Origin of the sequence: Nocardia niigatensis NBRC 100131 (assembly GCF_000308655.1) — a bacterium.
Classification (GTDB): Bacteria; Actinomycetota; Actinomycetes; order Mycobacteriales; family Mycobacteriaceae; genus Nocardia; species Nocardia niigatensis.
On the sequence record NZ_BAGC01000003.1, the window covers coordinates 223417 to 236082 of the forward strand.

Consider the following 12666-nt stretch of genomic DNA (forward strand, 5'->3'; position numbering starts at 1 on the left):
CCGTCGAGCGGCCGGGATCGTGCGCGGATGGTGATAAGTGGGGTTGCGGCGGCCGGGTCGGCCTCGACCGCAATGACCAGGGTTTTCGGGGCCGGTACGGGCTGCCGCGCAGGTGGGGGATTTATGCGTGGCGGGTATGTGATGCGGGCTTCTCGATTTTGGTCCTGACGGACCGCTCGGCATGCAACTATGTGCCTGTTTTCTGCTGGACTCTGGTTAGGAGTATTCGTGACTGGGGTGGGGACGGTGGCAGCACGCGCGATCGCATTGATCGGGCTCGTGATGCTGGCTGTCGTCGCACTGCGCGGGTACATTCCGGGAACCGGAGGACCCGCCGCGCCACATCCGTCGTCCGCGGTGTCGCTGGCTCTGATGCCGGTGCTGCTGCTGGTCTCGATGGTGATCCTGGTGGCGGGTGTGATCAACAGCCAGCATCGACTCCCGCTCGCCATGCCCGAACCCGATCGCGAGAACGCGGTGCCAGGGCCGGGCCTGCGGCGACTCGGCCTCATGGCGCTGATCGGGATCGCGGCCATCGCGCTGATCGTGACCGCGGTGCTGTCGGTGTACCTGGTGACACCGGGGCGGCAGAGCGAGGTCGGCACGCCGCCGCCGGTGACCGCCACCGGGACCGCCCCGCAGCCCGAGCAGACCGTGGCGCCGTCGACGGAGGCCGTCCCCGAGCCCACGCTCACCGGCACCGCGCTGCTGCTGGTCGGAATCTCCGCCGGTGTGCTGGTGCTGATCGCCATGACCGGTCTGGTCGTGGTGGCGGTGAGCTCGAACCGCCGGCCCGCGCTGGAACGCACCCCGCTGCCGCAGCCCACCGAGGCCGAGGCGGTCTCGCTGGCCAAGGTGGCGGAGATGGGTCTGGCGGCCATGATCGCGCCGGGCCAGGATCCGCGTACCGCCATCATCGCCTGCTACGTCGCCATGGAACGCGGTCTGGCGCAGGCGCGTGAGGTCGCGCCGCTGGCCTCCGACACCCCGTCCGAGGTGCTCGCGCGGGCCTTCGATCGCGGCTTCCTGCACGACGCCTCGGCGCGGGAACTGGTGGCGCTGTTCGAGGAGGCGCGGTTCAGCCCGCACTCCATGCTGGAGTGGCAGCGCATGCGGGCCGAGCAGCTGCTACGCATCGTGCTGGCCGATCTACAGGGGCAGGCGGTATGAGAAGCGTTGTGGCAGTAAGTGTTCCGTGGAACCGGGCGGAGGTTCGGCCATGAACCGGACGGCGATCGTGGTGGGCGCGTTGGTGCTGGCGCTGCTGTCCGAGCTGCTCGCCCTCGGCAATCAGCGCGAGCATCTGGTGGCCCTCACCGCCGTGCCGGTCGCCGCCGCGCTGGGACTGCTGCTGTGGTCGCTGGTGGAGCGATCGCGCCGGCTCGCCCCGCCCGAACCCGACGACAACGACATCGACAACGGCCCCGTCGAGATGCTGCACCGCTGGCAGGCGCGCGCCCAGATGCTGGCCGACCGATCCGAGGGCTCGCGCGCCGACTGGGACCGGCACCTGCGGCCGCTGCTGGCCAAGGAATTCGAATTGACCAGCGGGCACCGGATGGCCAAGAACCGGCGCGCGCTGGAAGTGGCGGGACAGCTGCAGTTCGGGCCCGAACTGTGGCGCTGGGTGGACCCGGCGAATTCGGCGCTGCGCGACCAGGCCAGCAGCGCACCCGGCCGCGCCGCCCTGGACGAAATCCTGCGCCGACTGCAGAACATGTGAGATGAGATGCGAGACATGCGATGACATCACCGATGGACGTGACCATCAAGCGCACCGATGCGGTGCTGCGTGAAGTATCCCGGGTCGTGGTCGGCAAGCGGGACGAACTGCAGCTGATCATGATCGCGGTGCTGTCCGGGGGCCACATCCTGATCGAGGACCTGCCCGGACTGGGCAAGACCCTCATCGCGCGCTCCTTCGCGACCGCGCTCGGGCTGAACTTCACCCGCGTGCAGTTCACTCCGGACCTGTTGCCCGCCGACCTCATCGGGTCGACGATCTACGATATGCATTCGGGCCGTTTCAGTTTCCGGCGCGGCCCGGTGTTCACCAATATGCTGCTGGCCGACGAGGTCAACCGCACCCCGCCCAAGACCCAGGCCGCCCTGCTGGAGGCCATGGCCGAGGGGCAGGTCTCCATCGACGGTGAGACCTTCCCGCTGCCACAGCCTTTCATCGTCTTCGCCACCGACAACCCGATCGAGTACGAAGGCACCTACCCGCTGCCCGAAGCGCAGCTCGACCGGTTCGCCATGCAGCTGCGGCTGGGCTACCTGTCGGAGACCGATGAGATGAACATGATCCGCCGCCGCCTGGAACGCGGCTCGCAACCCGCCCAGATCGGGCAGGTGGTGGATGCCGACGGCCTGCTGGAGATGCGGCAGTCGGTGGAGTTCGTGACAGTGCACCCGGACGTGGTGGGCTACGTCGTCTCGCTCGCCGCGGCCACCCGCGGCCATCCGCAGGTGGAGGTCGGCGCCAGCCCCCGCGCGGAACTCGACCTGGTGCAGATGGCCCGCGCCCGGGCGCTGCTGCACGGCCGCGACTACGTGGTCCCCGAGGACGTCAAGGCGCTCGCCGTCCCCGCCATGGCCCACCGCATCACACTGCGCCCGGAGATGTGGGTCCGGCGCATCCGCGGCGAGGACGTGATCTCCGAACTGCTGCGCCGCCTGCCGGTCCCACGCGCCACCCAGGCTTGAGGCGCGTATGAAGCATCGCGACACCAGTACGTCGGTCGAAGCCGAATTGCGCTGGCGGCCCGCACCGTTGGTGTTCATGCTCGCCGCGGTGTCCGCGCCCGCGCTGGTGCTGGCGCTGATCCTGGGGAAGTGGCAGCTGGTGGTGTTCGCCGCGCCCATGCTCGGGGTGCTGGCCACCGCGCCGCTGCAGCAGTCCCGCACCCGCATCCAGGTGGACGGGTCGGGGGTGCTGCGCTGCTTCGAGACCGAGGAGGTGGTGCTGACCGCCGCCGCCTTCGTGGAACGCGGGCACGCGCTGCTGCGGCTGCATCCGGAACCGTTGCAGAGCATGGAGGTCCACGTCGAGGAGACGGTGGACTCCGGGTCCGCGCCCGCCGGGCTACGGCTGGCGCTGTCCGCTCCGCGCTGGGGCCGATACCCGGTGCCGATGCGGGTGACCGCGCTGAGCCCGGCCGGGCTGGCGGTCGCCTCGGTGCGGCTGCCCGCGGGTGAGCTGTACATCTACCCGATCACCGATCCGCAGCGGATGCGCCTGCCGCGCACCGAGCTTCCCGAACGCATGGGCACCCACCTGACCCGGCGGGCCGGGCCCGGCGTGGAGTACGCCGACATCCGCGCGTACACGCCCGGGGATCAGCTGCGCACCGTGAACTGGCCGGTGAGCGCACGGCGTGGGCAGCTGTTCGTGACCGAGCGCTTCACCAACCGGGCCGCGGATGTGGTGGTGCTGGTGGACACCTCGATGCAGGCGCCCGGGCCCGCCTCCGACTCGCTGGAGCTGTCGGTGCGCGGCGCCGCCCAGGTGGCGCAGTCCGCGCTGCAGGCCGGCGACCGCACGGCCGTGGTGTGCCTGGGCCGCGCGCCACGCTGGCTGCGGCCGGATATCGGCCGCCGCCAGTTCTATCGCATCGTGGACGCCGTGCTGGATGTCGGCGACGAGCACATCCTGACCGAGGGCACGCTGGCGCCGCACAGCGCGGTGCCCATCGGGGCGGTCATCGTCGCCTTCTCCACCCTGCTCGACACCCAGTTCGCCTTGGCCCTCATCGATCTGCGCAAACGTGGCCACGTCGTGGTGGTGGTCGACGTGCTGCGCGGAACCCCGTTCGGCGACGGCCTCGACCCCACCCTCGCGCGCATGTGGCAGCTGGAACGCACCTCCATGTACCGCGACATGGGCACCGTCGGCGTCGATATCGTGCCCTGGCCCGAGGACACGCGCCTCGATCAGGCCATGCGCCTGCTGCCCGAACACCGCCGCACCGTGAGGGTCCGCCGATGACCAAGTTCCTCGCCGTGCTGTCCGGTCTGCTGCTGGCGGGCGCGGTGGCGATTGTGCTGCCGTGGGCCGCACTACCGGTGATCGGGCTGGCTGCGGCCGGCTGGCGCTGGCGGGTGTGCGCGGTGCTGGCCGTGCTCGCGGCCATGGCGGCGCTGGCCTGGGTCGGCACCGGGGCCCTGGTGGCGGGCGGCATCGGACTGGTCGCCACCACCTATCTGCTGAACACGGCGACCGTGTCGGCGCCGGTGGGCGTGGTGCCGACGACCATCCCGTCGGTGGCGGGCGCGCTGGTGTTCACGGTGGCGGCGGGCGCCGCGACCGTGCTGCCGACCGGTCTCGACTGGATCCCGATCATCGCGCCGTTCACCGTGATCGCGTTGTACGCCTTGCTGGTTCGCGGTCTGGTGGACGACCGGATCAGCAGCCGGGCCGAGGAGACGCCCGGCGGCTGAGCCGGCGACAGACCCGGGCCGGGCGAAAATCGCTTCGAATCCGACTGCGGGGCTGGTTCACTCGCGCCATGGAGGAAAGACGAGCCATGGACGAAAAGCAGATGGTCAAGGTCTCCAAACGGCTGTCGCGGCATCTGCGGCACGCCCCCGAGGCCATCGGCATCGAGCTGGACCCGGCCGGGTGGGTCGACGTCGCCACCCTGCTCCGGGCACTGGGCCGGCACGGGCGGGCGCTCTCGCGTCCCGAACTGGACGAGGTGGTGGCACGGAACAACAAGCGCCGCTTCGAATTCGATGCGACGGGGACCCGGATCCGCGCGAGTCAGGGGCACAGTGTCGACGTTGACCTGGAGTATCGGGCGACCGTGCCGCCCGAGGTTCTCTACCACGGCACCGTTGCCGCGGCCCTGCCCGGAATTCGCGCCGAGGGGCTGAAGCCCATGCGCCGCCACGACGTCCATCTGTCGTCGGATATGGAGACCGCCGTCAAGGTCGGCGCGCGACGTGGCAGACCCGTGGTACTGACCGTGGCTGCCGGCGCGATGCACCGCGACGGGCACGAATTCCGGGTCAGCACCAATGGGGTCTGGCTGGTGGCCGTCGTCCCGCCCGGATACCTGTCCGGGCTCTGAAAACCTGTCCGGGCCTTCGGAATACCCGTCGTGGGACTGGGGGGCGGACCGCGGCCGCCGGGGCGGCTATTGGAGGGCGGGGGGCATCCGGGTCGGCTTGATGCGGCCGGCGTCGATGAGCGCCCGGAATGCCGCGGCTTTGCGCGCGCACTCCGCAACCGGGCAGCGGCGGTGCTGCTGCATGGCGCGATGGGCTTCCTGGACGCCCAGCGGGTGATCCGGAGCGAGGTGCGACCAGGCGGAGAGGTCGGGGGTTGCCAGCGCTGCAGCCCTCTGTTCCTTGTTGATTCGATCGCGGATCCGTTCTACGGAGAGCCGGTCCGGATCGTGATGGGGGTGGTGCAGGCTCATGATGGTGATCGCCATGATCACGAGCGTTGCGAGGGTGGCCGTGAACACTTGCCAGGCGGCCATTTGTTCACCTTCTCCATGTGTATCGGTTGTAGTCAGCTAGGTATTCAGTTGGTTAGCCAGATATTCACCGTATGTCTGAAGACGTTACGCCTCCAGCGCGTTCTGGGTCAGGTTCAATCGAATTTCGGCCGCTTTCAGCAACTTCCCCCCTCGCCGATTCCGGTGGCGCGCTGCAGGTTTGCGGCCATCCTGATATCCGGTATGCCGCTTATGGCCGGATTGCTGTGCCACCCATCGAGTCTCGCCCTACTCCCCACACCCCTGCCAAACGAGATCAGGGAGCTCCCACCGAGGAAATCTGTCCGATTTCGCACGGTGAGAGCTCCCTGATCGTGGAGCCCAGTCCGGATTACGAGTGCGTCAGCACCACGTCCGCGAGGACGGGGGCGTCGTCGCGCTCGACGACGGTGACGGCGATGACGAGTTCACCGTCCTGCTGCCAGATCCGGGAGCGCAGGGTCTCGCCGGGGTACATGACGCCGGCGAAGCGGGCGCGGAAACCCTTGACGCGGGACACATCCGAGGCCAGCACGGTGTCGGTGGCGGTCTTCAGAACCAGGCCGTAGGTGCACAGGCCGTGCAGGATCGGGTTGGGGAAGCCGGCATTGCGGGCGAATTCGGGATCCGAGTGCAGCGGGTTGCGGTCGCCGCACATGCGGTAGAGCAGGGCCTGCTGCGTCAGCGTCGGGGTGAGGACTTCGAAATCCGGTGCACGGTCCGGAAGTTCGGTCTTGGCACTGGGGCCGCGGTCGCCGCCGAAGCCACCCTCGCCCTTGGCGAAGATGGAGGAGCGGGATGTCCACAGCGGTTCCCCGTCGGAGCCGGTGGCGACGTCCTCGCGCCAGATGACCGCATTACTGCCCTTGTCCCAGATCTCGCTGATCCGGCCGACCGTCGTCGCCTTGCCGGAAGCCGGGATCGGGCGGTGCACGATGATCTCCTGGCTGCCGTGCACGACCTTGGCCAGATCGATGTCGATGCCGTCGAATTTCACCTTCGGCGGCTCGGTCTCGTGGAAGGACGGCGCGACGGTCGCGAAGGACGGCAGCACCTGCGGCTCGCGGTCGTCGACGTAGCGCAGCTCGGCGGCGTCGGTCCAGCGGCTGCCCGCGCCGAGCGCCAGGTTGTAGGTCTGCACATCGCTGGCGGACCAGCTGAATTCACGCGCGGGAATCTGCGCGCCGAGCGCGACACTCAAATCGATGGGCATGAAAGGTTCTCCTCGTCACTCGCGTCCGATGGTCCGGCGCGGCTCGCCTCCCCGCAAGCCGCCGCCCGCTGACCGGGTCGCGCTGGAAAGTCCGGGGGTTCCCGTGCCCGCCGCCGGAAAGAGCGTTCGCGGCGACGGGCACGGGCTGTTCAATTGTCCGCGCCTCGCCGGGATAGAGCGGTACGGCGGGGCATGCGGGGTGGGTTGGGCGCGGACTCGACGTGACCCGACTCGCGCCCAACCCGATCCTGAACCGGGTTGGGACGGTTCAGGACGCCTTCTCGGTGACCGGCACGCCGTTCTTCGCCTTGGCGGCGATATCGAGGGCAGCCAGGTAGCCGAAGGTGATCGCGGGGCCGATGGTCGCGCCGGGACCGGCGTAGGTGTGGCCCATGACCGGGGACGAGGTGTTGCCGGCGGCGTACAGACCCTCGATGACGGTGCCGTCCTCGCGCAGCACGCGGGCGTCGTTGTCGGTGACCAGACCGCCCTTGGTGCCGAGGTCGCCGGGGACCATCTTGACCGCGTAGAACGGGCCGACCTCGAGCTTGTTCAGGCACGGGTTCGGCTTGATGGTCTGGTCGCCGTAGTAGCGGTCGTAGGCGCTGTCACCGCGGTTGTAGTCGAGGTCCTTGCCGGTCTCGGCGAAGCCGTTGAAGCGCTCGATGGTGGCGGCCAGCTGGTCGGCCGGGACGCCGATCTTCTCGGCCAGTTCGGCCACCGTGGGCGCCACGACGATCAGGTCGTTTTCCATCCAGCGGGACGGAATCCGCTGGCCAGGCTGCAATCCGGCGAAGATGTAGCGGGACCGGTAGCGCTGATCGAACACCAGCCAGCACGGCACGTTCTCGCCCGGACCTTCACCCTGCCCGTATTCGCCGCCGTACATGGTGTGCACAGCCTCGACGTAAGGAGCGGACTCATTACCGAATCGCTGACCTTGCGTGTTGATCATGATGCTGCCGGGCAGATTCCGCTCCGCGAGGCAGAACCAGGGCTTGCCCTCGCCGCGGAAGGTGGTCGGACCCCACCAGGCGTCGTCCATGAAGTCGATGTCCGCGCCCGCCGCAATGCCCGCCCGGATGCCGTCGCCGGTATTGGCGGCCGCGCCCGTGGTCCACTCGGTGGTGATGGGCTCGCGCTGGTACTTGTGCCGCATGTCGGCGTTGTGCTCGAAACCGCCGCTGGCCAGGATCACGCCGAACTTGGCGTTGAAGCGGACGGTCTCACCGTTCTGCTCGGCGTCGACGCCGGTGACCACGCCGTTCTCGATCACCAGTCCGGTGAGCGGAGTATTCAGCAGCACCGGCACATTCGCGTCCAGCAGGCCCTTGCGCAGTCCGGCGATGATGGCCTGGCCCATGCCGACCAGCGCCTTGCCGGTGACCTTGCCCCACGCCCAGCGGGTGCCGACGCGCAGCACGCGCGCGATGCCGACGGGGTGGCGGCGGATCAGGTTGAGCTTCTTGTAATCAGCCTGCATGACGACCACGTTCAGCGGCGCCTTGCTGTAGGCCGGCTCCAGCTTGAAGCGCTCCTCGCCCAGCACCTTGAGGTTGAAGGGCTTGGGCTCGCAGCTGCGGCCGTCCGCCTTGCCGCCCGGTGCTTCCGGGTAGTAGTCGGAGTAGCCGGGCACCCAGCACATCTTCAGCGCGGAGTGGTCGAGCACGTAGTCGAAGGCTTCGGCGCCGCGATCGATATAGGTGTCGATCTTCTCCTTGGGCACCACGTCGCCGATGATGCTGTAGAGGTAGGTCCGCGCCTCCTCGAGGTCGTTCCCCTTGCCCGCGGCCTTCAGCACCTTGTTTCCGGGAATCCAGACGCCACCGCCCGATCGCGCGGTAGAACCACCGTAATGAGCGGCTTTTTCGATGAGAACCGTGCGCAGACCGTGGTGCGCAGCGGTGAGGGCGGCGGACATACCGGCGGCACCGCTGCCGACCACCACCACGTCGTAATCCCGATCAGTCATGTAGAACACGTTATAGAATCAATCCTGGTTTGGTCTATGTTGGTCTGGCAGATGGGACTGCTGAAGCGACGTTCTTCACAAAAACTCGTTTCAATTTCCAGTCTCGTTACTGGATGGCCACCGGCCGGTACCCCCAATGGAAGGAACACAGCGTGCTGACCGACGCGCTACGTAAGGAACTGGCCGACGAGCTCGCGGCGGCCGAACGGACCCGGGTTCCGATCGATCCGCTGGCCGTGCGGCATCCCGAGATCGACGTGGTCGACGCCTACGAGATCCAGCTCATCAACATGCGGCAGCGCTTCGACGGCGGCGCCAAGGTGGTCGGCCACAAGGTCGGCCTGTCCTCCAAGGCCATGCAGCAGATGATGGGCGTGGACGAACCCGACTACGGGCACCTGCTCGCGGAAATGGAAGTCTTCGAGGACGTTCCGGTCGACACCTCCAAGTACCTGTACCCGCGCGTCGAGGTCGAGGTCGGCTTCATCCTGGGCGCCGACCTGCCCGGTGCGGACTGCACCGAGGAGGACGTGCGCAAGGCCACCGTCGCCTACGCGCCCTCCATCGAGCTCATCGACACCCGCATCAAGGACTGGAAGATCGCGCTCTGCGACACCATCGCCGACAATGCGTCCTCCGCCGGCTACGTGCTGGGCAAGCAGCGGGTCTCGCCGGATCAGCTGGATATCAAGAACATCGACGCCGTGCTGACCCGCAATGGCGAGGTCATCGCCGAGGGCCGCTCGGACGCGGTGCTCGGTGACCCGACCATCGCGGTGGCGTGGCTGGCGCGCAAGGTCGCCTCCTTCGGAGTGCGGTTGAAGGCCGGCGACATCGTGCTGCCCGGTTCCTGCACCCGCGCCATCGACGCCCGCCCGGGCGACGAGTTCATCGCCGAGTTCGCCGGACTCGGTTCCGTCCATCTGGGTTTCGCGTAAGCGCCCCCGACCGACACAGACCTCACCGAGTAGGAGAAAGCCGTGACTGCAAGCAAAGTCACCGCCGCGATCGTCGGGTCCGGCAACATCAGCACCGATCTGCTGTACAAGCTGCTGCGTTCGGACAAGATCGAGCCGCGCTGGATGATCGGCATCGACCCTGATTCCGAGGGCCTCAAGCGCGCCCGCGGCCTGGGCCTGGAGACCTCCGCCGAGGGCGCGGACTGGCTGCTGGCGCTGCCGGAGAAGCCGGACCTGCTGTTCGAGGCCACCTCCGCGTACGTGCACCGGGCCTACGCGCCCAAGTACGCCGAGGCCGGCATCCGTGCCATCGACCTCACTCCGGCCGCCGTCGGCCCCGCCGTCATCCCGCCGGTCAACCTGGACACGCTGCGGGACGAGATGAACGTCAACATGATCACCTGCGGTGGTCAGGCGACGATTCCGATGGTGCACGCGGTTTCTCGCGTCGTGCCCGTCGAGTACGCCGAGATCGTGGCGTCGGTGTCCTCGGTGTCCGCCGGTCCCGGTACCCGCGCCAATATCGACGAGTTCACCAAGACCACCTCCGCCGGTGTCATGAACATCGGTGGCGCCAAGCGCGGCAAGGCGATCATCATCCTGAACCCGGCCGAGCCGCCGATGATCATGCGCGACACCATCTTCTGCGCCATCCCCGAGGACGCGGACCGCGACGCCATCACCGAGTCGGTGCACCGGATGGAGAAGTCCATCCAGGAGTACGTGCCCGGCTACCGGCTGCTCAACGAGCCGCAGTTCGACGAGCCGTCACTGGTGTCCGGTGGCATGGCGAAGGTGTCGATCTTCGTCGAGGTCGAGGGCGCGGGCGACTTCCTGCCGCCGTACTCGGGCAACCTCGACATCATGACGGCCGCCGCCACCCAGGTGGGCAACGTGCTGGCCGACCAGATCATCTCGGCTCGGGTGTAAGGAGTTCCGACAGTGAGCAATTCGAACATTCTGAAGCCGTTCTCGGCGGATCTGGATATCCGGGTCACGGACACCAGCCTGCGTGACGGCTCGCACCACAAGCGGCACCAGTTCACCGTGCAGGAAGTGCGGGACATCGTCGGTGCGCTCGACGCCGCCGGCGTGCCGGTCCTCGAGGTCACCCACGGCGACGGCCTCGGCGGTTCCTCGTTCAACTACGGTTTCTCGAAAACCCCTGAGCAGGAACTGATCAAGGCCGCCGCGGAGACCGCCAAGCAGGCCAAGATCGCCTTCCTCATGCTGCCGGGCGTCGGCGTCAAGGAAGACATCAAGATCTCGCAGGACAATGGCGCGAGCATCTGCCGCATCGCCACCCACTGCACCGAGGCCGATGTCTCGATCCAGCACTTCAACATGGCTCGCGACCTCGGCCTCGAGACCGTCGGCTTCCTGATGATGGCGCACTCCACCACGCCGGAGAACCTCGCCAAGCAGGCCCGCATCATGGCCGACGCGGGCTGCCAGTGCGTGTACGTCGTCGACTCGGCCGGCGCGCTGGTGCTGGAGCAGGTCACCGACCGCGTCGCCGCGCTCGTCGCCGAGCTCGGCGACGACGCGCAGGTCGGCTTCCACGGCCACGAGAACCTGGGCCTGGCCGTCGCCAACTCCGTCTACGCGGTGCGCGCCGGCGCCACCCAGATCGACGGCAGCGCACGCCGTTTCGGCGCGGGCGCGGGCAACCTCCCCGTCGAGGCCTTCATCGGCGTCTGCGACAAGCTCGGCATCAAGACCGGCGTCGATTTCTTCGCCGTGACCGATGCCGCGGAAGACGTCGTCCGCCCGGCCATGCCGAGCGAATGCCTCCTCGACCGCCAGGCATTGATGATGGGTTACGCGGGCGTCTACTCGTCGTTCCTGCGTCACGCCGAGCGCCAGGCCGAACGCTACGGCGTCTCCGCCGCCGAAATGCTCGTCCGCGCCGGCCAGCGCAAGCTGGTGGGCGGCCAGGAAGACCAGCTCATCGACATCGCCCTGGAACTCCAGCGCGAAAAGGAGAAGTCGGCCGCCAACGCCTGACGCACTAGCCCCGCTGGGCCGCAACCGAACTCGGTTGCGGCCCAGCGGTGGTTAACTGACCGGCCAGTAGGCTGACCGGCGTCTTCTGTCGATCTGTCGGCCGCTGATCTATCTAGCCTGATATCATCGATTCAGTCTTGTATATCTGGAGGTGGGCTCATGGCTCGGACTGTGATCGACCTTGACGATCAGCTGGTAGCCGACGCGTCGAAGGCCCTCGGGACAACGACGAAGAAAGACACCGTGAATGCGGCCCTTCGGGAAATTCTCGAGATCCGCCGCCGCGCGGTAGCGCTGACGCGGCTACAGGAACTGGTCGCCGATGGGGCGATCGACGTGGAGATATTCGAAGACAAGCGGAACTATCGCCGATGAACGGTGCTCAGTTCCTCATCGATACGAGCGCGTTGGTTCCGCTGTTGCGTCAGGAGCCGGACGGGGTGGTGTGGCAGCGCGTCGCCGCCGCGGGCCTGATCGCGATCTGCCCGATCACCGAACTCGAGTTCTTTTACAGTGCGCGTTCGACTGTCGATCGCGAATCGATGATTGAGCAGATTCGCATCCTGTTCGGCTGGGAGCCGGTCGACGATCGTGCCTACCGGCGGGCATGGGAAGTACAGGGCAAGTTGACCAGCCGAGGGCAGCATCGCAGCGCGGGACCGGTCGACCTCGTCGTCGCGGCTACCGCCGAACTCAGGGGTCTGACCTTGCTGCACCGTGACCGTGACTTCGATTGCATCGCAGCCATAACCGGCCAGCCTCATCGTCGACTGGGAACACCCTGATCCAGCGGTCCCCTCACCTCGATCTGCGCAGGGTGGCTTCATACTCGAGTACCGCAAAGAGGTCGTCGGGTTCGAGGTCTGGGTAGTCGTCGAGGATTTCGGCAGTGGGCATCCCGGCGGCAAGCAGTTCCAGCAGCATCTCGACGGTGTAGCGCAGCCCGCGAATCGTCGGCTTGCCATGGCACACGGCCGGGCTGGATGTGATGCGGTCCAGGCGGGACATGGCACAACCTCAGAGGGCATGCGT

General features: G+C 67.7%; 15 protein-coding genes. 11 read left to right on the forward strand and 4 right to left on the reverse strand.

The annotated features are described in order from the left end of the window. Positions 1-228 precede the first annotated feature (228 nt). The 6 genes from ON33_RS02560 (at position 229) to ON33_RS02585 (ending at position 5072) form a co-directional block, all read left to right on the forward strand. On the forward strand, positions 229-1170 hold the full coding sequence (locus ON33_RS02560; RefSeq protein ID WP_245550264.1) for a DUF4129 domain-containing protein: 942 nt from the start codon (positions 229-231) through the stop codon (positions 1168-1170). A 49-nt stretch (positions 1171-1219) separates the two neighbouring features. After that, positions 1220-1723, forward strand: a complete 504-nt coding sequence (locus tag ON33_RS02565) for a hypothetical protein (RefSeq protein ID WP_040854367.1) — start codon at positions 1220-1222, stop codon at positions 1721-1723. A 20-nt stretch (positions 1724-1743) separates the two neighbouring features. Beyond that, on the forward strand, positions 1744-2706 hold the full coding sequence (locus ON33_RS02570) for an AAA family ATPase (protein ID WP_040854370.1): 963 nt from the start codon (positions 1744-1746) through the stop codon (positions 2704-2706). A gap of 7 nt (positions 2707-2713) precedes the next feature. Then, on the forward strand, positions 2714-3988 hold the full coding sequence (locus ON33_RS02575) for a DUF58 domain-containing protein (protein WP_040854374.1): 1275 nt from the start codon (positions 2714-2716) through the stop codon (positions 3986-3988). Further along, the gene (locus ON33_RS02580) at positions 3985-4440 is read left to right on the forward strand and encodes a hypothetical protein (protein WP_040854377.1); all 456 of its coding nucleotides are present in this window, start codon (positions 3985-3987) and stop codon (positions 4438-4440) included. Before ON33_RS02575 ends, ON33_RS02580 begins: the two co-directional genes overlap by 4 nt. 68 nt (positions 4441-4508) lie before the next feature. Continuing rightward, positions 4509-5072: an RNA 2'-phosphotransferase gene (locus tag ON33_RS02585; protein ID WP_218001354.1), complete on the forward strand. Its 564-nt coding sequence runs from the start codon at positions 4509-4511 to the stop codon at positions 5070-5072. A 66-nt stretch (positions 5073-5138) separates the two neighbouring features. Here ON33_RS02585 and ON33_RS02590 read toward each other — a convergent pair whose 3' ends face one another. The 3 genes from ON33_RS02590 to kstD form a co-directional block, all read right to left on the reverse strand. Further along, on the reverse strand, positions 5139-5486 hold the full coding sequence (locus ON33_RS02590; protein ID WP_040854380.1) for a hypothetical protein: 348 nt from the start codon (positions 5484-5486) through the stop codon (positions 5139-5141). Between the two features lie 349 nt (positions 5487-5835). Continuing rightward, on the reverse strand, positions 5836-6696 hold the full coding sequence (gene chsH3, locus ON33_RS02595) for an enoyl-CoA hydratase ChsH3 (protein ID WP_040854383.1): 861 nt from the start codon (positions 6694-6696) through the stop codon (positions 5836-5838). Positions 6697-6964: 268 nt separating this feature from the next. Then, positions 6965-8668: a 3-oxosteroid 1-dehydrogenase gene (gene kstD / locus ON33_RS02600; protein WP_040854610.1), complete on the reverse strand. Its 1704-nt coding sequence runs from the start codon at positions 8666-8668 to the stop codon at positions 6965-6967. 152 nt (positions 8669-8820) lie between these two features. Here kstD and ON33_RS02605 point away from each other — a divergent pair, with 152 nt between their 5' ends. From ON33_RS02605 to ON33_RS02625, 5 genes are all read left to right on the forward strand, one after another. Then, on the forward strand, positions 8821-9606 hold the full coding sequence (locus tag ON33_RS02605; RefSeq protein WP_040854614.1) for a 2-keto-4-pentenoate hydratase: 786 nt from the start codon (positions 8821-8823) through the stop codon (positions 9604-9606). Between the two features lie 42 nt (positions 9607-9648). Next, positions 9649-10557 carry an acetaldehyde dehydrogenase (acetylating) gene (locus tag ON33_RS02610; protein ID WP_040854386.1) on the forward strand — a complete coding sequence of 303 codons (909 nt, stop codon included), beginning with the start codon at positions 9649-9651 and terminating at the stop codon, positions 10555-10557. A gap of 12 nt (positions 10558-10569) precedes the next feature. After that, positions 10570-11634, forward strand: a complete 1065-nt coding sequence (dmpG, locus tag ON33_RS02615) for a 4-hydroxy-2-oxovalerate aldolase (protein ID WP_040854389.1) — start codon at positions 10570-10572, stop codon at positions 11632-11634. A 159-nt stretch (positions 11635-11793) separates the two neighbouring features. Continuing rightward, entirely contained in the window at positions 11794-12009 is a 216-nt protein-coding gene (locus ON33_RS02620; RefSeq protein WP_040854392.1) for a type II toxin-antitoxin system VapB family antitoxin, read from the forward strand. Next, entirely contained in the window at positions 12006-12419 is a 414-nt protein-coding gene (locus tag ON33_RS02625) for a PIN domain nuclease (protein WP_040854394.1), read from the forward strand. Before ON33_RS02620 ends, ON33_RS02625 begins: the two co-directional genes overlap by 4 nt. 13 nt (positions 12420-12432) lie before the next feature. Here ON33_RS02625 and ON33_RS02630 read toward each other — a convergent pair whose 3' ends face one another. After that, the gene (locus ON33_RS02630) at positions 12433-12642 is read right to left on the reverse strand and encodes a DUF433 domain-containing protein (RefSeq protein ID WP_040854397.1); all 210 of its coding nucleotides are present in this window, start codon (positions 12640-12642) and stop codon (positions 12433-12435) included. Positions 12643-12666: the final 24 nt, after the last annotated feature.

What these genes read in the sequence shown, in the direction of transcription:
- kstD (WP_040854610.1), bottom strand. Translation starts at nt 8,668, where the DNA reads ATGACTGATCGGGATTACGACGTGGTGGTGGTCGGCAGCGGTGCCGCC.
- ON33_RS02620 (WP_040854392.1), top strand. Translation starts at nt 11,794, where the DNA reads ATGGCTCGGACTGTGATCGACCTTGACGATCAGCTGGTAGCCGACGCG.
- ON33_RS02590 (WP_040854380.1), bottom strand. Translation starts at nt 5,486, where the DNA reads ATGGCCGCCTGGCAAGTGTTCACGGCCACCCTCGCAACGCTCGTGATC.
- ON33_RS02585 (WP_218001354.1), top strand. Translation starts at nt 4,509, where the DNA reads ATGGAGGAAAGACGAGCCATGGACGAAAAGCAGATGGTCAAGGTCTCC.
- ON33_RS02625 (WP_040854394.1), top strand. Translation starts at nt 12,006, where the DNA reads ATGAACGGTGCTCAGTTCCTCATCGATACGAGCGCGTTGGTTCCGCTG.
- ON33_RS02575 (WP_040854374.1), top strand. Translation starts at nt 2,714, where the DNA reads ATGAAGCATCGCGACACCAGTACGTCGGTCGAAGCCGAATTGCGCTGG.
- chsH3 (WP_040854383.1), bottom strand. Translation starts at nt 6,696, where the DNA reads ATGCCCATCGATTTGAGTGTCGCGCTCGGCGCGCAGATTCCCGCGCGT.
- ON33_RS02565 (WP_040854367.1), top strand. Translation starts at nt 1,220, where the DNA reads ATGAACCGGACGGCGATCGTGGTGGGCGCGTTGGTGCTGGCGCTGCTG.
- ON33_RS02630 (WP_040854397.1), bottom strand. Translation starts at nt 12,642, where the DNA reads ATGTCCCGCCTGGACCGCATCACATCCAGCCCGGCCGTGTGCCATGGC.
- ON33_RS02580 (WP_040854377.1), top strand. Translation starts at nt 3,985, where the DNA reads ATGACCAAGTTCCTCGCCGTGCTGTCCGGTCTGCTGCTGGCGGGCGCG.
- ON33_RS02570 (WP_040854370.1), top strand. Translation starts at nt 1,744, where the DNA reads ATGACATCACCGATGGACGTGACCATCAAGCGCACCGATGCGGTGCTG.